At 60.2% G+C, this 26411-nt stretch carries 24 protein-coding genes; 6 read left to right on the top strand and 18 right to left on the bottom strand.

Annotated features, from left to right (window positions below; genetic code table 11):
- Positions 1–250: 250 nt before the first annotated feature.
- The 3 genes from clpB to rluD all read right to left on the bottom strand — a co-directional run bounded on the left by clpB (position 251) and on the right by rluD (position 4631).
- Positions 251–2815 (bottom strand): ATP-dependent chaperone ClpB, encoded by a 2565-nt coding sequence (gene clpB, locus HKK52_RS25220; RefSeq protein WP_169373022.1) that lies wholly within the window; start codon positions 2813–2815, stop codon positions 251–253.
- 131 nt (positions 2816–2946) lie between these two features.
- A complete protein-coding gene (gene pgeF, locus HKK52_RS25215; protein WP_169373021.1) occupies positions 2947–3672 on the bottom strand; it encodes a peptidoglycan editing factor PgeF in 726 nt (241 codons plus the stop codon).
- Positions 3669–4631, bottom strand: coding sequence for a 23S rRNA pseudouridine(1911/1915/1917) synthase RluD (rluD, locus tag HKK52_RS25210; protein ID WP_007942311.1), 963 nt, complete (start codon positions 4629–4631; stop codon positions 3669–3671). The genes pgeF and rluD overlap by 4 nt, the downstream gene beginning before the upstream one ends.
- A 151-nt stretch (positions 4632–4782) precedes the next feature.
- Between rluD and HKK52_RS25205 the strand changes: the two genes are divergently transcribed.
- The 4 genes from HKK52_RS25205 (at position 4783) to HKK52_RS25190 (ending at position 9086) form a co-directional block, all read left to right on the top strand.
- Positions 4783–5805, top strand: a complete 1023-nt coding sequence (locus HKK52_RS25205; protein WP_169373020.1) for an outer membrane protein assembly factor BamD — start codon at positions 4783–4785, stop codon at positions 5803–5805.
- Positions 5806–5930: 125 nt separating this feature from the next.
- The gene (locus HKK52_RS25200) at positions 5931–6164 is read left to right on the top strand and encodes a PP0621 family protein (protein WP_169373019.1); all 234 of its coding nucleotides are present in this window, start codon (positions 5931–5933) and stop codon (positions 6162–6164) included.
- Entirely contained in the window at positions 6154–7743 is a 1590-nt protein-coding gene (locus tag HKK52_RS25195) for a sensor histidine kinase (RefSeq protein ID WP_169373018.1), read from the top strand. The genes HKK52_RS25200 and HKK52_RS25195 overlap by 11 nt, the downstream gene beginning before the upstream one ends.
- Positions 7744–7745: 2 nt before the next feature.
- Positions 7746–9086: a sigma-54-dependent transcriptional regulator gene (locus HKK52_RS25190; RefSeq protein WP_169373017.1), complete on the top strand. Its 1341-nt coding sequence runs from the start codon at positions 7746–7748 to the stop codon at positions 9084–9086.
- Positions 9087–9141: 55 nt separating this feature from the next.
- Here HKK52_RS25190 and thiO read toward each other — a convergent pair whose 3' ends face one another.
- The 7 genes from thiO to HKK52_RS25155 are packed head-to-tail and all read right to left on the bottom strand — an operon-like array spanning position 9142 to position 15932.
- Positions 9142–10242 (bottom strand): glycine oxidase ThiO, encoded by a 1101-nt coding sequence (thiO, locus tag HKK52_RS25185; protein WP_169373016.1) that lies wholly within the window; start codon positions 10240–10242, stop codon positions 9142–9144.
- Between the two features lie 55 nt (positions 10243–10297).
- A complete protein-coding gene (locus tag HKK52_RS25180) occupies positions 10298–10699 on the bottom strand; it encodes a type IV pilin protein (protein WP_169373015.1) in 402 nt (133 codons plus the stop codon).
- 15 nt (positions 10700–10714) lie between these two features.
- Complete coding sequence (locus HKK52_RS25175) at positions 10715–13822, bottom strand: pilus assembly protein (protein WP_169373014.1); 3108 nt, start codon at positions 13820–13822, stop codon at positions 10715–10717.
- Positions 13809–14291, bottom strand: a complete 483-nt coding sequence (locus HKK52_RS25170; RefSeq protein WP_169373013.1) for a pilus assembly PilX family protein — start codon at positions 14289–14291, stop codon at positions 13809–13811. Before HKK52_RS25170 ends, HKK52_RS25175 begins: the two co-directional genes overlap by 14 nt.
- A gap of 11 nt (positions 14292–14302) precedes the next feature.
- Positions 14303–15016 carry a PilW family protein gene (locus HKK52_RS25165; protein WP_169373012.1) on the bottom strand — a complete coding sequence of 238 codons (714 nt, stop codon included), beginning with the start codon at positions 15014–15016 and terminating at the stop codon, positions 14303–14305.
- Positions 15013–15462, bottom strand: coding sequence for a type IV pilus modification protein PilV (gene pilV / locus HKK52_RS25160; protein WP_169373011.1), 450 nt, complete (start codon positions 15460–15462; stop codon positions 15013–15015). Before pilV ends, HKK52_RS25165 begins: the two co-directional genes overlap by 4 nt.
- Positions 15459–15932 carry a GspH/FimT family pseudopilin gene (locus HKK52_RS25155; protein WP_169373010.1) on the bottom strand — a complete coding sequence of 158 codons (474 nt, stop codon included), beginning with the start codon at positions 15930–15932 and terminating at the stop codon, positions 15459–15461. The genes pilV and HKK52_RS25155 overlap by 4 nt, the downstream gene beginning before the upstream one ends.
- A 130-nt stretch (positions 15933–16062) precedes the next feature.
- On the opposite strand from HKK52_RS25155, the gene HKK52_RS25150 reads away from it, so the two are divergent.
- Positions 16063–16620 carry a GspH/FimT family pseudopilin gene (locus HKK52_RS25150; RefSeq protein WP_169373009.1) on the top strand — a complete coding sequence of 186 codons (558 nt, stop codon included), beginning with the start codon at positions 16063–16065 and terminating at the stop codon, positions 16618–16620.
- Here HKK52_RS25150 and ispH read toward each other — a convergent pair.
- The 6 genes from ispH to murJ form a co-directional block, all read right to left on the bottom strand.
- Positions 16589–17536 (bottom strand): 4-hydroxy-3-methylbut-2-enyl diphosphate reductase, encoded by a 948-nt coding sequence (gene ispH / locus HKK52_RS25145; RefSeq protein ID WP_169373008.1) that lies wholly within the window; start codon positions 17534–17536, stop codon positions 16589–16591. The genes HKK52_RS25150 and ispH overlap by 32 nt on opposite strands.
- A gap of 156 nt (positions 17537–17692) precedes the next feature.
- Positions 17693–18130 (bottom strand): FKBP-type peptidyl-prolyl cis-trans isomerase, encoded by a 438-nt coding sequence (gene fkpB, locus HKK52_RS25140; protein WP_178117499.1) that lies wholly within the window; start codon positions 18128–18130, stop codon positions 17693–17695.
- Positions 18131–18137: 7 nt separating this feature from the next.
- The gene (gene lspA, locus HKK52_RS25135; protein WP_169373006.1) at positions 18138–18650 is read right to left on the bottom strand and encodes a signal peptidase II; all 513 of its coding nucleotides are present in this window, start codon (positions 18648–18650) and stop codon (positions 18138–18140) included.
- The gene (gene ileS, locus HKK52_RS25130; protein WP_169373005.1) at positions 18643–21474 is read right to left on the bottom strand and encodes an isoleucine--tRNA ligase; all 2832 of its coding nucleotides are present in this window, start codon (positions 21472–21474) and stop codon (positions 18643–18645) included. Before ileS ends, lspA begins: the two co-directional genes overlap by 8 nt.
- The gene (ribF, locus tag HKK52_RS25125) at positions 21475–22425 is read right to left on the bottom strand and encodes a bifunctional riboflavin kinase/FAD synthetase (RefSeq protein ID WP_169373004.1); all 951 of its coding nucleotides are present in this window, start codon (positions 22423–22425) and stop codon (positions 21475–21477) included. It abuts the gene before it with no gap.
- Positions 22426–22554: 129 nt separating this feature from the next.
- On the bottom strand, positions 22555–24093 hold the full coding sequence (gene murJ, locus HKK52_RS25120; RefSeq protein WP_169373003.1) for a murein biosynthesis integral membrane protein MurJ: 1539 nt from the start codon (positions 24091–24093) through the stop codon (positions 22555–22557).
- A 252-nt stretch (positions 24094–24345) separates the two neighbouring features.
- Here murJ and rpsT point away from each other — a divergent pair, with 252 nt between their 5' ends.
- Positions 24346–24624 carry a 30S ribosomal protein S20 gene (rpsT, locus tag HKK52_RS25115; RefSeq protein ID WP_008154937.1) on the top strand — a complete coding sequence of 93 codons (279 nt, stop codon included), beginning with the start codon at positions 24346–24348 and terminating at the stop codon, positions 24622–24624.
- Positions 24625–24746: 122 nt separating this feature from the next.
- Here rpsT and HKK52_RS25110 read toward each other — a convergent pair whose 3' ends face one another.
- On the bottom strand, positions 24747–25211 hold the full coding sequence (locus HKK52_RS25110) for a CreA family protein (RefSeq protein WP_054616667.1): 465 nt from the start codon (positions 25209–25211) through the stop codon (positions 24747–24749).
- A gap of 11 nt (positions 25212–25222) precedes the next feature.
- The gene (gene proB / locus HKK52_RS25105; protein WP_169374291.1) at positions 25223–26341 is read right to left on the bottom strand and encodes a glutamate 5-kinase; all 1119 of its coding nucleotides are present in this window, start codon (positions 26339–26341) and stop codon (positions 25223–25225) included.
- Positions 26342–26411: the final 70 nt, after the last annotated feature.

Here is a 26411-nt window from a genome sequence, read left to right as displayed (position 1 = left end):
CCGTTCGCATCGCTGCGTTCGTGTGTCTGAGGCGCGCTATTCTACAATCTTAAGCACCTCTGTCAACCCCCTAATTTGCATTCAAGTTAATGATTTGCAACTTATTTCAGATTTCTACTTGGGGAGTAGAAACCCTTGCGGGTGACTTACTGCGGGGCGCACTTTACAAGCCTTTTCCTTTCAGTTCAACAGCCTGGCGAAAAAAAGGCCTCGCAATGCGAGGCCTTGTTTATTTCACTGGCGTTACGCCTCAGTCGAAAACGATTTCGTCGTTTTCCACCTTGCCGACAGCGGTCTCGCCCGGCAGGAAACGACCGGACAGAATCAGCTGCGCCAACGGGTTCTCGATCCAGCGCTGAATTGCTCGTTTGAGCGGCCGTGCGCCATAGACCGGGTCGTAACCCACTGCGATCAACTTATCCATCGCTTCCGGACTGAGCTCCAGTTTCAGCTCGCGCTCGGTCAGGCGACTGCGCAGGCGACCCAACTGGATCTCGGTGATGCCCGCGATCTGATCCCGCGCCAGCGGCTCGAAGATCACCACCTCGTCGACCCGGTTGATGAACTCCGGCCGGAAGTGCGTGGAAATCGCATCCATCACCGCCGCCCGTTGTGCTTCACGATCACCAACCAGCTCCTGGATCTGTACCGAACCGAGGTTGGAGGTCATGACGATCACGGTGTTCTTGAAATCCACCGTGCGGCCATGGCTGTCGGTTAGGCGGCCATCTTCCAGCACTTGCAGCAAGATGTTGAAGACGTCCGGATGGGCCTTCTCGACCTCGTCCAGCAGGATCACCGAGTAAGGCTTGCGACGCACCGCCTCGGTCAGGTAACCGCCCTCTTCATAGCCCACGTAGCCTGGTGGCGCGCCGATCAAGCGAGCCACGGAATGTTTCTCCATGAACTCGGACATGTCGATCCGCACCATCGCCTCTTCCGTATCAAAGAGGAACTCGGCCAGCGCCTTGCACAGCTCGGTTTTACCGACACCGGTCGGGCCGAGGAACATGAACGAACCGCTCGGGCGATTCGGATCGGACAACCCGGCACGGGAACGCCGTACTGCGTTGGAAACCGCGATCACCGCTTCGTCCTGGCCGATCACACGTTGGTGCAGCAGGCTTTCCATCTTCATCAACTTGTCGCGCTCGCCTTCGAGCATCTTCGACACGGGAATGCCGGTCCACTTCGACACGACTTCCGCGATTTCTTCCTCGGTCACCTTGCTGCGCAGCAACTGGTTCTCGCTTTTACCGTGCTGGTCGACCATTTGCAGGCTGCGCTCCAGGTCCGGGATGATCCCGTATTGCAGCTCGGCCATGCGGTTCAGGTCACCTTTACGGCGTGCGGCTTCCAGTTCCTGACGGGACTGTTCGATTTTCTGCTGGATCTGCGCCGACCCCTGGACTTCGGCTTTTTCCGAATTCCAGATTTCTTCGAGGTCCGAATACTCACGCTCCAGACGGACGATTTCTTCCTGGAGTTTTTCCAGGCGCTTCATCGCTGCTTCGTCGCTTTCTTTCTTCAGCGCCTGGGATTCCACCTTCAGCTGAATCAGGCGCCGCTCCAGACGGTCCAGCACTTCCGGCTTGGAGTCGATCTCCATGCGGATACGGCTGGCGGCTTCGTCGATCAGGTCGATGGCCTTGTCCGGCAACTGCCGATCAGTGATGTAGCGATGGCTCAGCTTGGCCGCGGCGATGATCGCGCCGTCGGTGATCGCCACTTTGTGGTGAACCTCGTAACGCTCCTTGAGGCCACGCAGGATGGCAATGGTGTCTTCTTCGCTCGGCTCTTCCACCAGTACTTTCTGGAAACGCCGCTCGAGGGCCGCGTCCTTCTCTATATATTGGCGGTACTCGTTGAGCGTGGTCGCGCCGACGCAGTGCAACTCGCCACGGGCCAAGGCTGGCTTGAGCATGTTGCCCGCGTCCATCGAGCCTTCGCCTTTACCGGCGCCGACCATGGTGTGCAGTTCGTCGATGAACAGAATGATCTGCCCTTCCTGCTTCGACAGTTCGTTAAGCAGGGATTTCAGGCGTTCTTCGAACTCACCGCGATACTTGGCACCGGCAATCAACGCGCCCATGTCCAGGGACAGCAAGCGTTTGCCTTTGAGGCCGTCCGGCACTTCGCCGTTGATGATGCGCTGGGCCAAGCCCTCGGCGATGGCGGTTTTACCCACGCCAGGCTCGCCGATCAGCACCGGGTTGTTCTTGGTGCGGCGTTGCAGGACCTGAATGGTCCGGCGAATTTCGTCGTCACGGCCAATTACCGGGTCAAGCTTGCCTTCTTCGGCGCGCTTGGTCAGGTCGACGGTGTACTTGTCCAGCGCCTGACGCGACTCTTCGTGGTTCGCATCATTGACGGCTTCGCCGCCACGCAGGTTGTTGATCGCGTTTTCCAGGGCTTTCTTGCTCACACCCTGGCCGAGCAGCAACTTGCCGAGCTTGCTGTTCTCGTCCATGGCGGCGAGCAACACCAGCTCGCTGGAAATGAACTGATCACCCTTCTGCTGCGCCAGGCGATCGGCCTGGTTGAGCAGGCGCGCCAAGTCCTGCGACATGTTGACGTCGCCGGTCGGGTTCTGGATTTTCGGCAGTTGATCGAGCTCTTTGGTCAGCTCTTTGCGCAGGCTGTTGACGTCAAAGCCGACTTGCATCAACAGAGGTTTGATCGAACCACCCTGTTGCTCAAGCATGGCTTGCATCAAGTGCGCCGGTTCAATGCCCGGATGATCGAGGCCGACAGCCAGGGATTGGGCGTCGGATAGAGCTAACTGCAATTTGCTGGTTAAACGGTCTATACGCATGGGTCACCTTCCTTTTGAGCAGGCCGGACCTAGAAAACCATCCTGAATGAAGAAACCTGCCAGATACCGCTATAGATGCGGTCGATTCTGGGAGTTTCAAGCGTCGTACAGTTGATGTAGATCAGGGAAGCTTAGTCTTCGAGCCAGACCAGGGAGGCAAACCGACCGGTGCGCGGACTGCGACGGTAAGAAAAGAAGCGCGGATCGGTCACGGTACAGAAACCGCCACCATAAACAGCGGTGACACCACGCGCAGCCAGACGCAAACGCGCCAGCTCATAGATGTCGGCCATGAACTTGCCGGCGTTGTGGCTCGGGACAAAGGCTTTTGCGGCTTCAGGCAATTGCTGGATGAAGACTTCCCGTACTTCCGGGCCGACTTCAAAGGCTTGCGGGCCAATCGCCGGGCCGAGCCAGACCATGACTTCTTCTGACGCCACGCCCAGACTGTCGAGGGTCGCTTCCAGCACACCGGCCGCCAACCCGCGCCAACCGGCATGGGCCGCCGCGACGCGTGTGCCGGCTCGGTCGCAGAACAGCGCCGGCAGGCAATCCGCCGTCATCGCCGCGCAGGCAACTCCGGGGGTTGCGGTCCAGCTGGCATCAGCGGTCACCACCCGGCCCGGATCGGCATCAGCCACGACAATGCCGTGGACCTGTTGCAACCAGGCCGGTTGGATCGAGAAATGATCGGTGAGACGACGGCGATTTTCAGCCACGGCTTCGGGACTGTCGTCGACGTGATCGCCGAGGTTGAGGCTGTCGAACGGCGCCAGACTGACGCCGCCCGCACGGGTGGTAACGCAGGCTTTCACCCCGGCAGGCGCAGGCCAGTCGGGAATCAGCCAGTCACTCATCCGATGAACGCCTCGCGGTCTTGCTTGAGCAGAGTCAGCAGCCAGACGAAATCGTCCGGCAGTGGCGATTCCCAGCTCATGCGTTTACCGGTGGTCGGATGATCCAGCTCCAGGAACCGCGCATGCAGCGCCTGACGCGGAAAAGCCTTCAACGATTCGACCATGGTCACACTGGCTGCCGGCGGGATACGGAAGCGACCGCCGTAGGCAGGGTCTCCGACCAACGGGTAGTTGATGTGGGCCATGTGTACGCGAATCTGGTGCGTACGACCGGTTTCCAGCTTCACCCGCACGTGGGTGTGGGAGCGGAAACGCTCGAGCACACGGTAGTGGCTGACGGCTTGCTTGCCACCTTCCATCACCGCCATGCGCTGGCGTTGCTGGCCGTGGCGACCGATCGGCGCGTTGATCTTGCCACCGGCAGTGACCACACCGATCACGATGCACTCGTAGATCCGGCTGACGCTGCGGCTCTGCAACTGTGTAACCAGTTGCGTCTGCGCTTGAATGGTCTTGGCCACCACCATCAGACCAGTGGTGTCCTTGTCCAGGCGATGCACGATACCGGCGCGGGGCACATTGATGATGTCCGGCACGTGGTGCAGCAAGGCGTTGAGCAAGGTGCCATCAGCGTGACCGGCAGCCGGATGCACCACCAGACCCGCAGGTTTGTTGATCACCAGGATGTCGTCGTCTTCGTAGACGATGTCCAGCTCGATGTCCTGAGCGATCCATTCGCCCTGAGCTTCCTGCTCGGCAGTGAGTTCAAGAATGGCACCACCATGAACAATGTCTCGCGGGCGGATAACCGCCCCATCCACAGTCAGGCGGCCGTCTTTGATCCAGGCGGAAAGGCGCGAGCGCGAGTGCTCAGCGAATAATTGTGCGGCGACTTGATCGAGGCGTTGGCCGCCCAATTCGGACGGCACCTCTGCGCGAAGTTCAATTTTATCGGACATGCTCAGACTAGGCGTCGGCACAGCCTTTGGTTTCGGCTGCGCGCTTGTGGTTAAATACGGCGTCTTTTGCCCCGAGGCTATTCAACGGGGCGCTCATCATAACAGGACGGCCCCGCCCAAGACAGCGGCCGTCATAGGGACGCAAGCCGCCATGCAAGTGAAACACCTGCTGCTGATCGCCATCCTCGCATTGACCGCTGCTTGCTCATCGAAGGAAGTCGTAGACGAAAACCTTAGCGAAGTCGAGCTGTACCAGCAGGCTCAGACCGACCTGGATAACAACAGCTACACCAGCGCCACAGCCAAGCTGAAGGCCCTGGAGTCGCGTTATCCGTTCGGGCGCTACGCTGATCAGGCTCAACTCGAGCTTATCTACGCCAACTACAAGAACGCCGAGCCTGAGGCTGCCAAGTCTGCCGCCGAGCGTTTCATTCGTTTGCACCCACAGCATCCGAACGTGGATTACGCGTATTACCTCAAGGGTCTGACCTCCTTCGACCAGGACGTCGGCCTGCTGGCGCGCTTCCTGCCGCTGGACATGACCAAGCGTGACCCCGGCGCTGCCCGCGACTCGTACAACGAGTTCGCCCAGTTGACCAGCCGCTACCCGAACAGCCGCTACTCGCCGGATGCCAAGCAGCGCATGATTTACCTGCGCAACCTGCTGGCTTCCTACGAAATTCACGTTGCCGACTACTACCTGACTCGTCAGGCCTATGTCGCCGCCGCGAACCGTGGTCGTTACGTAGTGGAAAACTTCCAGGAAACCCCTTCGGTCGGAGACGGCCTGGCGGTAATGGTCGAGGCCTACCAGCGTCTGCACCTGGACGAACTGGCCACCACCAGCCTCGAAACCCTGAAGCTCAACTACCCGAACCACCCAAGCCTGGTGGACGGTCAGTTCAAGCCATCGGTCGACGAAGCGGACAACCGTTCGTGGCTGAGCAAGGCTACCCTGGGCCTGATCGAATCCCGTCCGCCGCTGCCGCCGGGCGAAACCCGCGCCAACCAGGACGTGCAGAAGCAGTTCCAGGACGCGAAAGACTCGATTCCGAACGATCTCAAGCCTAAAGATGAAAACGGCGATGTGATCGAGGAAGAGCAACACGAAGCGGAAGGCAACAACAGCGACCGTTCGTGGTTCAGCTACATGACCTTCGGTGTGTTCGACTGACACCTCGGGTTGTACGAAAAGGGAGACTCTTGAGTCTCCCTTTTTTATGGCGGCGATTTATTACGCTGTGCGCCCGTCATGTCCTTGGCTAAACTGCCTGATCATCATTCTTAAAGCAGCCCACCATGCTTCGTTTACTGTTCTGGATCGCCCTGATTGCCGCTGCGGTATGGTTCTGGCGCAAGTTCAAGGGCCAGGTTTCAGCGCCAAAATCCTCCGCCGAGCTGGAAGCGGCCCCCATGGTGCGCTGCGCCCACTGTGGCGTTCACCTGCCCCGCGACCGTGCGCTGAACCTTCAACAACAGTGGTATTGCAGCCAGGCTCACCTTGAGCAAGGCCCGGGTTCCAGTGACCGCTGAGGCCTCCAGCCCCGGCAACAAACAGGCCCAGCGACTGCTGCGCCTCTATCATCTGTACCGTTTAAGCGTCGGCATCACCCTGGTGTTGTTGATTTCCAGCAACATGGACAACCAGTTGCTGGCGCTCGCCGATAACGACTTGCTGCGCAGTGGCAGCTGGTTGTACCTGGTGCTTAACATTCTGCTGGTGGTGTTCCTGGAGAACACCCGGCGCCGGACGCAGCTGTTCAGCCTGACCCTGGTCGATGTATTGCTGTTGTGCGGCCTGTTCTACGCCGCCGGTGGTGTGGCCAGTGCCATCGGCAATCTGCTGATCGTGTCAGTGGCCATCGGCAATACGCTATTGCGCGGACGTATTGGTTTGGTGATCGCGGCAGTCGCGGCCATCGGCATTGTCGGTTTGAGTTTCCTGCTGAGCTTCAGCCACCCCGCCAGCCCCAGTGACTATCTGCAAGCCGGCACCCTCGGCGCGCTGTGCTTTGCCGCGGCGTTGCTGGTGCAAGGCTTGATCCGGCGCCTGGAAGTCAGTGAGCACCTCGCCGAGCAGCGTGCCAGCGAGGTGGTTGGCCTTGAAGCCCTCAATGTGCTGATTCTGCAACGCATGCGTACCGGCATCCTGGTGCTGGACGACCAGCGCCGCGTGCAACTGGCCAACCACAGTGCCCTGTCCCTGCTGGGCCAGGAACGGCTGGACGGCCAACTGATCGATGATTACTCGCCAACCCTGGTCGAGCGCCTGCAACTGTGGCTCAACAACCCGACCTTGCGTCCCCAGAGCTTGAAAGTCGCCCGTTCCGGCCTGGAGCTGCAACCGAGCTTCATTGCCCTCGACCAAAGCCCGCACCATCAAACGCTGGTCTTTCTCGAAGACCTCGCCCAGATCGCCCAGCAGGCCCAGCAATTGAAGCTCGCCGCCCTCGGTCGCCTGACCGCCGGTATCGCCCACGAGATCCGCAACCCGCTGGGCGCCGTTAGTCACGCCGCGCAGTTGCTGCAGGAATCCGAGGAACTGAACGACGCGGATCGACGTCTGACCCAGATTATCCAAGACCACTCTCAACGAATGAATCGGGTTATCGAAAACGTCCTGCAACTGTCCCGCCGCCAGCAAACCGCACCGCAGCGGCTCGATCTGAAGCCGTGGCTGGCGCAGTTCGTCGAAGAAGCCCGTGAGGCCGCGACCGAACGCCAGCACATTCACCTGCGCATCGGCCTGGGCCACTTCACAACGTTGATGGACCCGAACCAACTGACCCAGATTCTCGACAACTTGTTGCGCAATGCCTGGCGGCACAGCGCCTTGACCCATGACAGGGCCGAGGTCTGGCTTGAGCTGTTTATCGACACCGACAGCCAGTTGCCGGTTCTCGAAGTGCTGGACAACGGCCCCGGCGTGGCGCCGGATCAGCAAGTGCACCTGTTCGAACCGTTCTTCACCACCAGCACCCAAGGCACAGGCCTCGGGCTCTATCTGTCCCGTGAGCTGTGCGAAAGCAACCAGGCCCGCCTAGACTTCAAACCACGCCAAGGCGGCGGCTGCTTTCGCATCACCTTTGCACACGGACGGAAACAAAGTTGAACATGAGCCCACAGCAGAAAGTCCTGATCGTCGACGACGAACCGGATATCCGCGAACTCCTGGAAATCACCCTGGGACGGATGAAACTCGACACGTTCAGTGCCCGCAACCTCGGCGAAGCCCAGGCCCTGCTGGGCCGGGAGACATTCGACCTGTGCCTGACCGACATGCGCCTGCCCGATGGCACCGGCCTGGAGCTGGTACAACACATCCAGCAACGTTATCCGCAAGTGCCGGTGGCGATGATCACCGCCTATGGCAGCCTGGAAACGGCGATCAACGCCCTCAAGGCCGGCGCTTTCGACTTCCTGACCAAACCGGTGGACCTCACCCGGCTGCGAGAATTGGTCACCAGTGCCTTGCGCCTACCGGCTCCGGGTGGCGCCAGCACCGCGATTGATCGCCGCTTGCTCGGCGATTCACTGCCGATGCGCAGCCTGCGCAAGCAAATCGACAAACTGGCCCGCAGTCAGGCACCGGTGTACATCAGCGGCGAATCCGGCAGCGGCAAGGAGCTGGTCGCCCGCCTGATCCACGAACAAGGCCCGCGTTCGAACGGCCCCTTCGTGCCGGTCAATTGCGGAGCGATACCGTCGGAATTGATGGAAAGTGAATTCTTCGGCCATCGCAAGGGCAGCTTCAGCGGCGCCATCGAAGACAAGCCCGGGCTGTTCCAGGCGGCCCATGGCGGCACCCTGTTCCTCGATGAAGTGGCTGATTTACCACTGGCCATGCAGGTCAAGTTGCTGCGGGCGATTCAGGAGAAAGCGGTGCGCAGCGTCGGCGGGCAGCAGGAAACCGTGGTCGATGTGCGTATCCTCTGCGCCACCCACAAGGACCTCGACGCTGAAGTCAGCGCCGAACGTTTTCGCCAGGATTTGTACTATCGGCTCAATGTGATCGAACTGCGGGTCCCGCCCTTGCGCGAGCGTCGGGACGATATCGAGACCCTGGCCAGCCATGTGCTCAAGCGTCTGGCGGCCGGCACTGGCCAACCCGCGGCAAAACTGCACCCGCAAGCCGTTGAAGCGCTGAAAAGCTACCGTTTCCCGGGCAATGTGCGGGAGCTGGAGAACATGCTCGAACGCGCCCACACCTTGTGTGAGAACAAACAGATCGAAGCCAGCGACCTGCGCCTGGCCGAAGGCAACTGCACCGCTGAGGCCGGCGTGCCGGACCTGACGCGGATCGACAATCTGGAAGATTATCTGGAAAACGTCGAACGCAAACTCATCCTCCAGGCACTGGAGGAAACCCGCTGGAATCGCACGGCGGCGGCGCAACGGTTGAATCTGTCGTTTCGGTCGATGCGCTATCGGCTCAAGAAATTAGGTTTGGATTGAAAAGATCGCAGCCCCCGTAGGAGCTGCCGAAGACTGCGATCTTTTGCTCTTCGCCTTAAATTCGCCCCGCCGGCGCATACGGCGCCGGATCAATGATCGGCGCCCTGCCCAGCATCACATCCGCAAACAACTGGCACGACGCCGGCGCCAGCACCAATCCATTGCGGTAATGCCCGCAGTTGAGCCACAGCCCGGCAAAACCCGGCACCCGGCCAATATAGGGAATGCCTTCCGGCGAGCCCGGCCGCAGCCCGGCCCAATGCCCCACCACCTCGGCTTCCGCCAGCGCCGGGATCAACTCCACGGCCGAGGCCTTCAGGCTTTCCAGCGCCGATCCGGTTGGGGTCTTGTCGAACCCTTCGTGCTCCAGCGTACTGCCGATCAGGATATGTCCGTCGCGACGCGGAATCGCGTACCGGCCCTTGGCCAAGACCATGCTCGGCAAAAAATCCGCCGCACACTTGTACAGAATCATTTGACCCTTGACTGGCTCGACCGGCAGTTCCAGGCCGAGGCTTTTCAGCAAGTCGCCGCTCCAGGCGCCCGCCGTCAACACAACCTGATCGCCAAGAATCGCGCCCGTGGACGTCTGCACCCCGACCACCGCGTCGCCGTCACGGATAAACCCGCTGACTTCGCATTGCTCATGGATCGTCACGTTCGGCAGCGCCAACAGCGCCGCCTTCAGAGACTTGACCAGCCGCGGGTTGCGCACGTTGGCCACATCGGCCATGTAGATGGCCCGTGAGAAACCACCGCCCAGGACCGGCACCGCGTCATGGGCTGCCGAGATATCCACAGCCCGCAGCGGACGGTTTTCCCGTTCGGCCCAGGCCAGTGCTTCGGCTTCATCGTCCAGATCCAGCCAGTAAAGCCCGGTGGTGTGCACTTCGGGGTCGACGCCGGTGGCGGCAAACAGACGCTCACCCAGCTGTGGATAAAAATCCTGGGACCAGTGAGCCAGCGCCGTGACCGCCGGGCTGTAGCGCCACGGATAAAGCGGTGAAACAATGCCGCCGCCGGCCCAGGACGATTCCTGGCCGACGTTCGAGCGATCCAGCAGCACAACGCTCTGCACTTCGGACGCGAGATTGAACGCGGTCAGCAGGCCGATCACCCCGCCGCCGACAATCACCACTTGCTGTTGCCTGCTCATGTTCTGATCCAACCGTTCAATAGACAGGGGCGCAAAAGGCGCCCAAAAAGGAAACTCAGCGGCCCCAGCAATCCTTGGTGGCCAGCCCGGACGTGGCGTTGACCATGCTTCTGACGCCAGTGTTGGTGATGGTGAAATCCCCACACTTGTCGGTCGCCATGTTCGTACCTGACTTGCGCACCGCCGTCAGCAGGAAGGTCTGGTCGGTGATGGTCGGAGTGATGGTGTAAAAGTCGTTACCTGTGCTCAGGCCGGTGGCGCCGGTGTAGAGGTTATTTTTGGAATAGAACCGCTCAAGAATCTGCGCCTGCTCGGAAAGCAGCCCGGCCACCTCGGTGCGACGGCCCTTTTTCGTGTACTCGGTAAGGCTCGGATAGCCAATGGTGATAACGATCCCGATGATCGCAATCACGATCATGATTTCGATCAGGGTAAAACCTCGGTTGGATCTGCGCATTGCCTCAACTCTCACTTACTGTATTTGTCGCCACATGATGCGACGGCCGCCGCCACCGCCGGGTTTTTCCACCAGGGAGCTGATGCCACCGCTGGAATCGTTCACAATTTTGCGGGACGCATTGTTGACGATCGCGTTCAGCGTCGGAATACCACCGGTGAAAATCACCCCGCTGGAAATCGAATCCGTGCTGTCGACCAGCCCGTCGCCATTGGTGTCGAGCACCGCGTAGTTGAGCATCTTACCGCTGAATGCATCCAGCTCGACCAGCTTCCCGGTACCGAAACTGGCGCAAGGGTCGGTGGTGTCGACGCTGGCCGTGGTGAACACGATGCGGCCGGCAACCAGGCTGGCCTGATTGATCACCCGCTCACCGGTCAACACGCTGTTGTATACCAGCGGCAGGTACCACCCCTTCTCGGCCGGGTAGGTCGTGTCATTCTGGCTTGTGGTAATGAATTGCCCGCCCGCGCTGCCGCCGATCACCCCGGTCACGGCCTGGGCCTGCAAACTCGACACCGTCATCTGTCCAGATCCGCCATCGGCATCCCATACCGAGTAGAACGCTTGAAGATCCTTGTTGGTCTTGTCGGCAGTCTCATTGAATTTCCCGGTACCGAAAAACACCTGCTTGCCGCCCAGGGAATTGTCCGCCAGCAGCGGTTGCGCGGTAATCGGTTGTGTGGCGCCACCCGGGGTCGTGAACAATGGCTTGCCGGAAAAAGCGACGCCCCAGCTGTCAGTTGTGGCGCCACTCAGGTCGAACTTCCACAAACGTCCTTTCAGGTCGCCGCCATAAGCGGCCTGCACCACGTTCTGCGAGTTGACCTTGAGCTCCACCGAAGACAGGCCATTGGTGGTTTCCGTGCTGTCGATGACGATTTTCTTGATCAGCGAACCGTCACGTACGTCCACCACATACAACGCTGCCACCCCCGAATTGCTCCCGTAGCCGTTGGAGATGAAAGCCGCCCAACGCCCATCGGCCAAGCGTGCCACTTCCGGGCGCGCATAGGCATAACCCAGGTCATTGAAAGCGTTCGCCGTGTTCGCCGTGGTCGGTGCGCTGATTTCCCACAATGCCTTGAAGGCGTTACCCGCTGACGCATCAAACAGCTGCACGGCGTAGAACGTCTTGCCGCCCGCCCCTACACCGCCCAGGGCCAGGGTTTTCCAGGCGCCGCTGAGTTGGGCGTCGAACACCCCGACCTGACCGTCCACCAGAAACTTGTGGCTCACGCCGTTGATATAGGTGGGATCGGCAATATAGCGCAACGACGGCAGCACGCTGGACGGCATGTAGGCATAACGTCGGGCACCGTTGGCGGCGTTGATGACATTGAGAAAGCCGTCGTTGGCGTTGACCACCAGGCTGGGGCTCATGTTGGCGGCTTTGGTCGCCAGATAGGTGGTGTAGGTGGAATCGCCCACCAGATCCGACGCGGTCTGATCCGTGGGAGAAGCCAGCGCAAGGGGCGAGTTGATGATGTCACCGAGCAATACCGAGCGCACTTTCAGCCCGGTCTTGTTGGTGCCCTTGCTCCACTCCACCAGGTCATTGCCGACAATCCCGGTCGGCAGACTCTGGCTGAGCGAGGTTTGCTGGGCCGGGGAAAAGTTGCCGTAGGCCAAGGTAATCGCGGCGTTGGTCAGGGTGTTCCAGGACTGGTAGGTCGGCGCCGTGGCTCCCGGCACGATGGCCGTGTCGGTGGTCCATAACACCGAGGATGTATTGACCGAGCCGCTGGCCGTGAAGCCGTAGGACTTGATCGTCCCGCGCCAGTCCTTGGGGTCGTAGCTGGTCTGGAAGTAACTCGAACCGCTGGCCACCGTGGTGCCGCTGGTGACACCGCTACCGCCCGATCCGGCCTTGGAGGTGATGTTGCTCAAGGCCGAGGACAAGGCCGCGTTAAGACCGGCAGCGTCGTTAGCCTGGTAATACAGGCCCTGGCCGTAAGCGGCCGCATCCGACAGCATCGGGTTGGCTGCGGTGAAACCCACGGTGTAGGTGTTCATGTACTGCTTGGGAAAATCCGCCGCGGTCCAGCTTTTGCCGGCCAGGTCCGTACCGGTCGAACGCATGTCGATGTCGAAAGCGAACTTGGCGATGTCGTCCAGATACAGGGTGTCGCCCTCGTCATCGCCACTGAGGTTATTGCCATCGTTGTTGATCCCGTCCCAGTTGGGCAAGCGGGTGGTGCCCAGCGGATCGTTGGTCGGAAACGTCCGATCATAGGTCGGCAAGCCGTCAGTGACGACCACGCCGTAGTTCTTCTGGCAGCGATACTGGATCGGGCTGGTGTAGGTCGTCGGCGTCGAGTTGTAGTACGGCGTCATACCGCGAAAATAACGGGTGATTTCGTAGTAGGTTTCGGCCAGCGGCGTGTTGGCCACAGCCGCCAGGTTATTGATGGAGGAGATCAGGTTGTTGTAATTGGTGTCAGCCTGGGACTGGGTAACGCTGCCGGTGACGACTGCCAGATCGCTGATGGGCCGAGCGATATAACCGCCATTGGCGGAGTTGTTGCTGCTGGGCGGATTGAACGTAGCCAGGCCGATACGCAAGCCGCGGTTACCGGCTACCAATGCAGCGGAGACATTACGCGCCACGTTGACTCGATAGTCGTTGGGGATCGAGCCGTTAGTGAAATCACGATTGCTACCGTTGGCCAAACCCACCAGGTACGAGAGGTAGTCGTCGGTGTAGCGGGTATTTTCATTGCCCACCGGGTCTGGGAGCTTGATGCATTGCGGGGTCAGACTGTTGTTGTAGAACGCGTACGCACCACCTGAACACCCGGAGCTCGGCAGACTGGAGAGGAAGATCGAGCTGCCGACGATGTCAGAAGCACTCAGACACAAGCCGATAAAGGCGTTGCACTGCCTGGCCGGCGTGCGGTTGACCGCGGGGTCGAAGCCCGCCGCGAAGATGATGGTGTTCATGCTCCCCGAGTCGTCGATCAACAACATGACGTTCGGTGGCACCGCCGCCGCGCTCAACAGCGGGGAGTCCGATGGCGTGAAGGCGTAGGCCGGCGCCGCCAGGTACAGGCTCAGCAACGCACCGAAAAGCACCTGCGCCCACCCTCGGCGCCAGCCACCGCGAGCATCAATACTTGGCATAGATGCTCTCCACCACACTGCGAACGTTATTGCCGACGATGCCGACTGCGGTGACCCGGTACAGCGTCGCCGAGGAGTTGCTTGGGATGTTGACGGCGCCCGTCGTCGTGCCGATGTTCTGCACCCCATACAAGCCGCCGCCGGCGGCAATCCAGGTGACCCCCGACGTGGAATTGAGCCCGGCACCGGTCACGCTCGAGGATTCCGCCGGCGGCGCGCATTGCGCCGTGGTGCCGCACACCGCCAGCGTATAGGTCGCCAGTTGTACCGCGCTTTCGCCGATGCGCAAGGTGGCTTCGGCCAGTTGGAAGGATTTATTGCGCAGGGTCACGCTGGCGGCCATTTTTTCCTGGAGGGTCGCGTTCTGCATCGATGAAATGCCGATCACCGTCAGCAGCAACAGAAATACCAGGCTGACCAGCAAGGCCATTCCCCGTTGGTTTGTTTGCTTGTTTGTCGGGGCTCTCATCCGGCACTCACCTACTGCAGCCGGTTGCGCAGAGCCGCAACCACGTTGAAGGTTTGATTGCGCACGCGATTGTTCGGATCGGTCAGCGTCAGGGTCAGGCGCACGCTGCGTATCAACGCGGTATTGGCTGGATTGGCGCTGTAACTGGAGGCCGCCACATCGCTGGTACTGGTGGCGACGCCAAAGGACACGTTGAAGGCACTGACGTTGTTGATCAGCACCGCCTGGGTTGGCGTACCGCTGCCAACGCCCATCAACAGCTGGTTATTGCTGAAGCTGTAGATCAACCGTCGAATCGGGAAAGCCATTTGCCCGGATGACGCGACTCTAGCCCCCGTGTAGGCCGTGGCGCTGGTTTTACAGTCGGAGAGCACGGTCCAGGTCGGCGTACCGCCACTGCCACCCACATCCGCTGTCACCATGGTCAGCTTGAGATTGGCGTTATCCCAACTGATCGGCGCCAACTGGCTGGCATTGAAGTCACCCGTCGAACTGGCGTCCGTGACGGCCCCCAGGCAGCCAAACATCCCGACCATGCGAATTTCCTGAATCATCTTGCTCAACACGAACCGCGCATCTTCCTGCATCGCGGCGGCGGTGTTCTGGCTGACGTAGGTGTTCTTGGCCGCGATGAACACCTGCGCCACGCCCAGTACCACGATCAGGCTCAACGCCAGGGCGATCAACACCTCGATCAAGCCAAAGCCTCGGTTGGACTGTTTCATGGCGTGGTCACCGGGTCGACGGCGGCACGACTGGTCAGGACAAAACTGCGCCGCGAGTTGGCGACGTTGGTGGCCCGCGAGTCATCCCAGGTGATGGTGATGGTGTACACCCGCTGATTCAGCGCCACGCTGCCGGTGGCGCTCGCCCCGCCAAAGGCGACGATATTGGTGGTGAAATCGTAGAGATCCTGGTCCCGGGCGACGCTCAGGTTGGCCGACGTCGGAGGCGTGACGGTGTAATCGGCACCGGTGTTGGCGCGGATGCGATCCAGCATGTCGTAGGCGATAAAACTCGCCTGGCTGGTCATCCGCGCACTGTCGGTGTACTTGAGCGCATTGAGCTGAATCGCCGCCGCCCCCAACAGCCCCACGGTCAGAATCAACAACGCGACCAGTACCTCGATCAGCGTCATGCCCTCCTGTGCTCGCCTGCTCCGCTCCCTCATCCGCAACTTCCACCCAATAGAATCCGTCCGTTCAAACACACATTCAGCGTCTTGCTCTGCGCCCCCAATACATAAGTGATCACCACCGCCGTGGACGGTGCCGACAAACCGCCCAGATTGTTGAAATCGATGGCAGTCACTCCAGAGGTTAGCGTCAGAGTCGCACCACTGCTCATCGCTGGAACAACCCGTAATATATTGGCCAGAGTGCCAGTACCCTCGTAGACCGTCAGCTCCCCGGTCCAGACGCTGCCACCGGCAGTCGGCCGCAGTCGCGTGGTAACACCACGGTCGATGGCCTCTAGCCGTGCGTAATTGAGCGCGCGTTGCAGGTCGCCCACCTCGGTATCAGCCCGGGTGCCCTGTATCGAACGGGTAAACATCGGCACCGCCATCGTGATCAGGATCAGAAAAATCGCGAGCGTGATCAGCACCTCGACCAGCGTGAAACCTTTTGTACGATGATCCATCGGTGCCCTCCGTTGCCGTCGGCTATACCTGCTTCTACACGCTAGAACATTCGACCGGCAGATGTACGGTTGTTTTGCCATTACTCGCGCATGGATTGCGCGAATCGCACCGTTCCAGGGAGGGAAATACATGCATCAGCAAGGCTTAAGCCTGATCGAACTGCTCATGGGACTGGCAATTGCCGGGATTGTTCTGCTGTTGGTCAGTCCGGCGTTTGCGGCGCTGGCCGAAGCGAATCATCGCGAAGAAGCCGCGCAATCGCTGATCAGTGGCCTGCGCAGCGCCAGGAGCGAAGCGATCACACGCAATCAGACTGTAATCATCCACGCCATTGATGACGACTGGAGCCAGGGTTGGCGGATTATTGCGGATGTCAGTGGCGAGGGGCATGAGGACACCCGCAATCCATTGCTCTTCGAGCAGCGCAGTAGCGCTCGAGTGCCGATTGTCGGCAACTGGCGGGTCGTGAGTTTCGTCCGCTTCAGTGGTCTCGGGGAACCGTTGATGCCAGACAAGGCCTTCCAAGCGGGGACATTGCACCTCTGCGCGGCCCGCGAGCCGGTCAGTCACCTTCAGGTGGTGCTGGCCGCGACGGGGCGCGTGCGCCTGAACAACCAGAAAGTTGAGCAGGCGCTGTGTGCCGAGGAGAAAAGGCTTAAAGCAAAGAGCGCACGCGCAGCTCTTTAGGCATGGAGAAGGTGATGTTCTCCTCACGACCAGACAGCTCATCGGCGCCGGTAGCGCCCCAGGCCTGCAACTGCTGGATCACGCCACGCACCAGCACTTCCGGTGCGGAGGCGCCAGCGGTGATGCCGATACGCTCGACACCCTCGAACCAGCTTTTTTGCAGGTCTTCGGCACCGTCGATCAGGTAGGCCGGGGTGGCCATGCGCTCGGCCAATTCCCGCAGGCGATTGGAGTTGGAACTGTTCGGGCTGCCAACCACCAGCACCACGTCGCATTCGTCCGCCAGTTGCTTGACCGCGTCCTGACGGTTTTGCGTGGCGTAGCAGATGTCGTCCTTGCGCGGACCACCGATGGCCGGGAAACGCGCACGCAGGGCGTCGATCACACGGCTGGTGTCGTCCATGGACAAGGTGGTCTGGGTCACGAACGCCAATTTGTCGGGGTTGTGCACTTGCAGGGTGGCGACGTCTTTTTCGTCTTCAACCAGATAGATCGCGCCACCATTACTGCCATCGTACTGGCCCATGGTGCCTTCGACTTCCGGATGACCGGCGTGGCCGATCAGGATGCATTCACGACCGTCACGGCTGTAGCGCGCGACTTCGATGTGCACCTTGGTCACCAGCGGGCAGGTCGCGTCGAACACTTTCAGGCCACGACCGGCCGCTTCGGTACGCACGGCTTGGGAAACGCCGTGGGCACTGAAGATCACGATGACGTCATCCGGCACCTGATCCAGTTCCTCGACGAAGATCGCCCCGCGGGAACGCAGGTCTTCGACGACGAATTTGTTGTGTACCACTTCGTGGCGCACATAGATCGGCGGCCCGAAGACTTCCAGGGCGCGGTTGACGATTTCGATCGCCCGGTCCACGCCGGCGCAGAAGCCACGGGGGTTGGCGAGTTTGATTTGCATGCTGTGCCTCGTGTCTTGCGCGCAAGAAATTAGATCATTACAACTTGTAGGAGCGAAGCTTGCTCGCGAAAGCGGTGGGTCAGTCGACATCAATGCTGAATGTGATGACGCCTTCGCGAGCAAGCTTCGCTCCTACATTGGACCGTGTTCGGTCAGTTACAGCGATTTGACGTCGATGATCTCAACGTCAAAGGTCAATGTCTTGCCAGCCAGCGGGTGATTGAAGTCGATAGTGACCTGGTCATCATCGAATTCTTTCACGATCCCGGGCAACTCAGTATTGGCCGCATCGTTGAAGATCACCAGCAACCCCGGCGACAGGTCCATGTCCTTGAACTGCGAACGCGGGATGATCTGTACGTTTTGCGGGTTGGGCTGGCCAAAAGCGTTTTCCGGCGCAATGGTCAGGGTGCGCTTGTCGCCAGCCTTGAAGCCGAACAGTGCTGCTTCGAAACCTGGTAACAGGTTGCCATCGCCGACCTTGAAGGTCGCCGGGGCTTTGTCGAAGGTGCTGTCGACGGTGTCGCCGTTCTCCAGGCGCAGTGCAAAGTGCAAGGTGACTTCCGTGTTCTGGCGGATGCGTTGCTCAGCCAATACCTGTTCAGTCATGAACGGTTTCTCCGGTTTTCTTGCTTTTGAACATATCCAGCGCAAGCATTACCGCACCGACGCTGATGGCGCTGTCGGCAAAGTTGAACGCCGGGAAATACCAGCGGTTCTGCCAGTGCACCAGGATGAAATCGATCACATGGCCCAGGGCAATGCGGTCATACAGATTGCCCAGCGCGCCGCCCAGCACCAGCGCCAAAGCGACGGCCAGCCAGGTTTCGTTGCGCCCGAGGCGTTTGAGCCAGACCACCAGCACCGCACTGACCACCACGGCGATCAGCGCAAACAACCAGCGCTGCCAGCCAGAGCTGTCGGCCAGGAAGCTGAACGCCGCGCCGGTATTGTAGGCCAGGGTCCAGCTGAACAAATCGGGGATCACCACGATTTGCTGGTACATCTCGAGCTTGCCTTCGAAGTAGAACTTGCTGGCCTGGTCAATGACCAGGACCAGCATGCTCAACCAAAGCCAGCTCAGCCGTCCGAAACGGCCAGCCGCATTAGGCATAGTGACGAACCTCGCCCGCGCCGCTGATGTTGTCGACGCAACGACCGCAGATTTCCGGATGCTCCGGGTTCACGCCGACGTCTTCACGGCAGTGCCAGCAACGGGCGCACTTGGCGAAGGCCGACTTGACGATCTTCAGCTTCAGGCCGCTGACTTCGGTGACCACCGCGTCGGCCGGCGCTTGCACGAACGGTGCGACGCTGGCGGTCGAAGTGATCAGGACAAAGCGCAGTTCGTTGCTCAGCTTGGCCAGGTCGGCGCTCAGCGCCTCTTCGGCGAACAGCGTCACTTCGGCTTGCAGGTTGCCACCGACCGCCTTGGCCGCGCGCTGGATTTCCATTTCCTTGTTGACCGCGACTTTTACCGCCATGATTCGCTCCCAGTAGGCGCGGCCCAGTTCGACGTTGTCCGGCAGCTCGGTCAGGCCTTCGTACCAGGTGTTGAGCATCACCGATTCGTTGCGCTCGCCCGGCAGGTATTCCCACAGTTCGTCGGCGGTAAAGGCGAGGATCGGCGCGATCCAGCGCACCAGCGCTTCACTGATGTGGTACAGCGCGGTTTGCGCCGAACGGCGAGCCTTGCTGTTGGCGCCAGTGGTGTACTGACGGTCCTTGATGATGTCGAGGTAGAAACCGCCCAGCTCCTGCACGCAGAAGTTGTGGATCTTGGAATAGACGTTCCAGAAGCGGTATTCGCCGTAGTGCTCTTGCAGCTCGCGTTGCAGCAGCAGGGTGCGGTCCACGGCCCAACGGTCCAGGGCCAGCATTTCTTCGGCCGGCAGGATGTCGGTGGCCGGGTTGAAACCGGTCAGGTTCGAGAGCAGGAAGCGCGCGGTGTTACGGATCCGCCGGTAGGCGTCCGCACTGCGTTGCAAGATCTGATCGGAAACCGCCATTTCGCCCGAGTAATCGGTGGAAGCTACCCACAGACGCATGATGTCGGCGCCCAGGGTGTCGTTGACCTTTTGCGGCGCGATCACGTTGCCCAGGGACTTGGACATCTTGCGACCGGACTCGTCGACGGTAAAACCGTGGGTCAGCAGCTCGCGGTACGGCGCGTGGTTGTCGATGGCGCAACCGGTCAGCAATGACGAGTGGAACCAGCCACGGTGTTGGTCCGAGCCTTCCAGGTACAGGTCGGCACGCGGGCCGGTCTCGTGGCCCATCGGGTGCGAACCGCGCAGAACGTGCCAGTGCGTGGTGCCCGAGTCGAACCAGACGTCGAGGGTGTCGCTGATCTTGTCGTACAGCGGCGCTTCGTCACCGAGCAGCTCGGCCGCGTCCATCTTGAACCAGGCTTCGATGCCTTCGACTTCGACGCGCTTGGCGACTTCTTCCATCAGCTCGGCGGTACGCGGGTGCAGTTCACCGCTTTCCTTGTTCAGGAAGAACGGGATCGGCACGCCCCAGTTGCGCTGGCGGGAGATGCACCAGTCCGGACGGTTGGCGATCATCGAGTGCAGGCGCGCCTGGCCCCAGGCCGGGACGAATTTGGTCTCTTCGATGGCCTTGATCGCCCGCTTGCGCAGGGTTTCGCCAGACGTCGGCTCTTTGTCCATGCCGATGAACCACTGCGCGGTGGCGCGGTAGATCAGCGGAGTCTTGTGACGCCAGCAGTGCATGTAGCTGTGTTCGATGACGGTGGTGTGCAGCAGCGCACCGACTTCAGTCAGCTTGTCGACGATGGCCGGGTTGGCTTTCCAGATGAACTGGCCGCCGAAGAACTCCAGCGACGGCACGTAAACGCCGTTGCTTTGCACTGGATTGAGGATGTCATCGTTGACCATGCCATAGGCTTTGCAGGTCACGAAGTCATCCACGCCGTAGGCCGGGGCGGAGTGAACCACGCCGGTGCCAGCGCCCAGTTCGACGTAGTCAGCCAGGTAAACCGGCGACAGGCGATCGTAGAACGGGTGACGGAAGTTGATCAGCTCCAGCGCTTTACCGGTGGTGGTCGCGATGACCGAACCTTCCAGGCTGTAGCGGGCCAGGCACGACTCCACCAGCTCTTCGGCCAGTACCAGCAGTTTGTCGCCGACATCAACCAGGGCGTAGTTGAATTCCGGGTGAACGTTCAGCGCCTGGTTGGCCGGGATGGTCCACGGGGTGGTGGTCCAGATCACGATCGAAGCCGGTTTGGCCAGGGACGCGAGACCGAATGCGGCCGCCAGTTTGGCCTCGTCGGCAATCGGGAAGGCGACGTCGATGGTCGAGGACTTTTTGTTTTCGTACTCGACTTCTGCTTCAGCCAGGGCCGAACCGCAGTCAAAGCACCAGTTCACCGGCTTCAAGCCCTTGAACACGAAACCGCCCTTGACGATTTCGGCGAGCGCGCGGATTTCACCGGCCTCGTTCTTGAAGTCCATGGTCTTGTACGGGTTGGCGAAGTCGCCCAACACGCCCAGACGGATGAACTCGGATTTCTGGCCTTCGATCTGCTCGGTGGCGTAGGCACGGCACAGTTCGCGGGTTTTATCCGCGCCCAGGTTCTTGCCGTGGGTCACTTCGACTTTGTGCTCGATCGGCAGACCATGGCAGTCCCAGCCCGGAACATAAGGCGCGTCGAAACCCGACAGGGTTTTCGAGCGGATGATCATGTCCTTGAGAATCTTGTTCAGTGCGTGACCGATGTGAATCGTGCCGTTGGCATACGGAGGACCGTCATGCAGAACGAACTTCGGACGATCCTTGCCAATCTCGCGCAACTTACCGTACAGGCCAATGCTGTCCCAGCGCTGCAAAATCTGCGGTTCGCGCTGAGGCAGGCCGGCCTTCATTGGGAAGGCGGTGTCCGGAAGGTTTAGCGTGGCTTTATAGTCGGTCATTTAAGGCTCTTCATTAGCGATTGGCGCTAGGTGCGACAGGGCACGGGCGGCGGCGACATCCGCATTGATCGCCGTCTTAAGCGCCTCCAGAGAGGCGAAACGCTGCTCTTCACGCAGCTTGTGGTGGAAAACCACCGTCAAACGCCGGTCATACAGATCGCCGGCAAAATCTAAAAGATGGACTTCCAGGTGAGCTTTGCCATCACCTTGGACCGTGGGCCGTACGCCGATATTGGCGACGCCTGGCCAGGTCTTGCCGTCGATGTCGACGTTGACCAGGTAAACCCCGGACAACGGCACGCGACGTCGCTTGAGCTGGATATTGGCGGTCGGCGTGCCGAGCTGGCGCGCCAGCTTCTGGCCATGCAGCACCCGCCCGGTAATCTGGAACGGCCGACCGAGCAAGCGTTCGGCCAGGACAAAGTCGGCCGCGGCCAGGGCATTCCGCACCTGGGTGCTGCTGACGCGAATACCGTCCAGTTCGACGGTTTGCGCCGCTTCGACGGTAAAACCCTGAAGGACGCCGGCTTGCTGCAGGAAATCGAAATCCCCTACCCGATCACAACCGAAACGGAAGTCGTCACCGACCTCCAGGTGCTGCACGCCCAGGCCATCCACCAGAATCGTATCGACGAATTCCGCGGCGCTGAGCTTGCTCAGGCGCTGGTTGAAGGCCAGGCACAAAACCCGGTCGACGCCTTCGTCGGCCAACAGCTGCAGTTTGTCCCGCAGCCGGGCCAGACGCGCTGGCGCGGTGTCAGGCGCAAAGAATTCCCGCGGCTGTGGCTCGAAAATCACCACGCAGCTGGGCACGCCCAACTCGAGCGCACGCTCACGCAGCCTGACCAGGATTGCCTGGTGACCACGGTGAACACCGTCAAAGTTGCCAATAGTGGCGACACAGCCCCGATGCTGGGGGCGCAGATTGTGGAGGCCTCGAACCAGCTGCATAACGCGCTTCTTGCTCATAAAGTGGTCGATTATAACCACACCCGGCGGCCGACGACAGGCAACACCGTAACCCAAAGTAATCGAACCGACAAAACCGCCGGCCCGCCCGTGTTTATCGAGGCAAACGCCTCAGCTCAACGCCTTGCGATTGAAGTCGCGCAAACGGAAGCCCATCAGCAGCAACATGCCGAAATAAGCGACCACGCCAGCCACTACCAAGGCACCCAGGCGCAGGAAACGCTCAAGCATGTGCCCCTGATCCCAGGCCGGCATGAAATGCATCCCGGCGAGCAGCACTGCCGACATCACCAACACCGCAACGACAAGCTTGAACCCGAACTTCCCCCAACCCGGTTGCGGCTGGTACATCTGCTGTTTGCGCAACTGATAGAACAACAGCCCGGCATTGATGCAAGCGCCGATACTGATGGCCAAGGCCAGGCCGGCGTGGGCCAGCGGGCCGATCAGGACCAGGTTGAACAACTGCGTGACGATCAGCGTGAAAATCGCGATTTTCACTGGTGTGCGGATGTTTTGTTGCGCATAGAAGCCCGGCGCCAGCACTTTGATCACGATAATCCCGAGTAAACCGACCGAATAAGCGATCAGCGCCCGCTGGGTCATGGAGGCGTCAAGTGCGCTGAATGCGCCGTACTGGAACAACGAAACTGTCAGCGGTTCGGCCAGAATCCCCAACGCGAGCGAACACGGCAGCACCAGCACGAAGCACAAGCGCAGGCCCCAATCGAGGATGCGCGAGTATTCCTGGCGATCCTGGCTGGCGTAGGTCTTGGCCAGTGTCGGGAGCAAGATCGTGCCCAAAGCCACGCCGAGCACGCCGGACGGCAATTCCATCAGGCGATCAGCGTAATACATCCAGGACACGGAGCCGGCCACAAGGTAGGAAGCGAAAATGGTGTTGATGATCAGGGAAATCTGGCTGACGGAAACGCCAAGAATGGCCGGCAACATCTGCTTCATCACCCGCCAGACGCCCGTGTCGCGCAGGCTCAGGCGTGGCAGCACCAGCATGCCGATCTTTTTCAGGTGCGGCAGTTGATAGAGCAATTGCGCCAGGCCACCGACCAGCACGGCCCAGCCAAGCGCCATCACCGGCGGATTGAAGTACGGCGTCAGGAACAGCGAAAAGATAATCATGCTGACGTTAAGCAGCGTCGGCACGAAGGCCGGCACCGAGAAACGGTTATAGGTATTGAGGATCGCCCCGGCCAATGAAGACAGGGAAATCAGCAATATATAAGGGAACGTTACCCGCAACAGGCTGGACGTCAGCTCGAATTTCTCAGGCGTATCGGTGAAACCCGGCGCCGTGGCCCAGATCACCCAGGGCGCGGCGATCATCCCCAACGCCGTGACCAGCGCCAGCACCAGGGTCAGCAGGCCAGAGACGTAGGCAATGAAGGTTCGCGTCGCCTCCTCGCCTTTCTGGCTCTTGTATTCGGCAAGAATCGGCACGAATGCCTGGGAAAAGGCCCCCTCGGCGAAGATCCGCCGCAGCAGATTGGGCAACTTGAAGGCGATAAAGAAGGCGTCGGTCGCCATCCCCGCACCAAATGTACGCGCGATAAGAGTGTCACGAACGAACCCCAGAACCCGGGAAAGCATCGTGATAGAGCTGACGGCGGCCAACGATTTGAGCAGATTCATTGAAAGAGTTTGTGCCTGTCGATAAACAGCAGGCGAACAAAGCGCCTACTTATGCGATACTCCGCGCCGCAGCAGCACAGAGCCAAAGCTCGCGAGTTTACAGGTCAAGCGCCGGAAATAAATATCCCGCCTCTTTATACCTACCACTTAGCGGAACGTCTCAACCGCCCTTGACAAGACATCAACTCATCGGCATGATTCGCGGCCTATTTTGTTTGCTATTTCCTAAAAAGTCTTTCGAGGAGCTCGACGGTGGCCAACACACCTTCCGCCAAAAAACGTGCAAAACAGGCTGAGAAGCGTCGCAGCCACAACGCCAGCCTGCGTTCCATGGTTCGTACCTACATCAAGAATGTAGTTAAGGCCATCGACGCAAAAGACGCTGAAAAAGCTCAAGCTGCTTACGTTCTGGCCGTGCCAGTTATCGACCGTATGGCCGATAAAGGCATCATCCACAAGAACAAGGCTGCTCGCCATAAGAGCCGCCTGAACGGTCACGTCAAGGCTCTGAACCTTGCTGTAGCCGCTTAAGCAATAAGCTTGTTGAAAAACCGACCCTAGGGTCGGTTTTTTATTGCCTGCGATTTAGTGAATGCAGCACAAAAAAATGGGAAGAGCCGAAGCCCTTCCCATTTTTTTTACAACCCTTGCGATTATTGAGCGTGCGGCCACGGCAGAATCGGAATCGCCGTCACCGCATTCTGCGGACTGCCCTCGATCAAGCGATCGCTGTAGACCAGATACACCAGCGTATTGCGCTTCTTGTCGAGGAAACGCACTACCTGCATGGTCTTGAATACCAGCGATGTGCGCTCCTTGAACACCTCATCACCATCCTTCAATTCACCCTTGAAGTTGATCGGCCCGACCTGACGGCAAGCCAGGGATGCTTCAGCACGGTCCTCAGCCAGCCCCAAGCCACCCTTCACGCCGCCCGTCTTGGCCCGGGACAGGTAGCACGTCACGCCCTCAACCTTCGGATCGTCAAACGCCTCGACCACAATTCGGTCATTCGGGCCGACAAATTTGAACACAGTCGACACCTGACCAATTTCTTCTGCCGACGCCAGCAACGGCATCGCCAGCAACAAGCCCAATAATCCCTTTGCAACGCGCATTCAGTTTTCCTTCAGACCAGGATCAGGTTATCGCGGTGAACCAGTTCCGGTTCCGCCATGTAACCCAACAGACCGACAATCGCCTCAGACGACTGACCGATGATTTTTTGTGCTTCCAGGGCGCTGTAATTGGCCAGTCCCCGGGCGATTTCTCTACCGTCCGGCGCCACGCACACCACCATTTCGCCACGGCGGAAGCTGCCCTGAACCAATTTGACGCCGACCGGCAGCAAACTTTTATTACCTTTGGACAACGCCGTCACAGCCCCCGCATCCAGCACCAGGGTGCCACGGGTTTGCAGATGCCCGGCCAGCCATTGCTTGCGCGCCGCGAGCATGCCGCGCTCAGGCGACAGTAAGGTGCCAATGCGCTCGCCAGCCTTGAGGCGATCAAGTACGCGATCAATGCGCCCACCGACGATGATGGTGTGCGCCCCGGAACGTGCCGCCAGACGCGCCGCACGCAATTTGGTCTGCATGCCGCCACGACCCAGCGCACCACCGGTGCCACCGGCCACGGCATCCAGCGCCGGATCGTCAGCGCGGGCTTCGTAAATCAGGTTGGCATCAGGGTTATTACGCGGATCAGCGTCGAACATGCCGTCGCGATCGGTCAGGATCACCAGCAAGTCAGCCTCGACCAGGTTGGCCACCAGCGCCGCCAGCGTATCGTTGTCGCCGAAACGGATTTCGTCGGTGACCACGGTGTCGTTCTCGTTGATCACCGGAATGACCTTGAGCTCGACCAGCGCACGCAAGGTGCTGCGGGCATTCAGGTAGCGCTTGCGGTCGGACAGGTCGTCGTGGGTCAAGAGAATTTGCGCGGTATGCCGGCCATGCTCGGCAAAACTCGATTCCCAGGCCTGCACCAGGCCCATCTGACCGATGGCGGCAGCCGCCTGCAACTCGTGCATTGCACTGGGTCGTACGGTCCAGCCCAGACGGCTCATGCCCGCAGCCACCGCCCCGGAGGACACCAGCACCAGCTCGACGCCCGCCTCGTGCAAGGCCACCATCTGTTCAACCCAGACACCCATTGCCGCGCGATCCAGGCCCTTGCCGTCCGCCGTCAGCAAAGCGCTGCCGATCTTCACGACCCAACGCTGCGCACCTGTCACCTTGCTCCGCATCATCTTCAACCTTAGTTTGAGGGCAGTGCGACCTGGCACTGCCCGTAACGTTATTCGTGGTTATTCGTGA

The organism is Pseudomonas sp. ADAK2 (assembly GCF_012935755.1).
In the GTDB taxonomy this organism is placed as follows: Bacteria; Pseudomonadota; Gammaproteobacteria; order Pseudomonadales; family Pseudomonadaceae; genus Aquipseudomonas.
The sequence above is the reverse complement of the archived record's forward strand: the minus strand, read 5'-3'. Positions and strand labels throughout refer to the sequence as shown.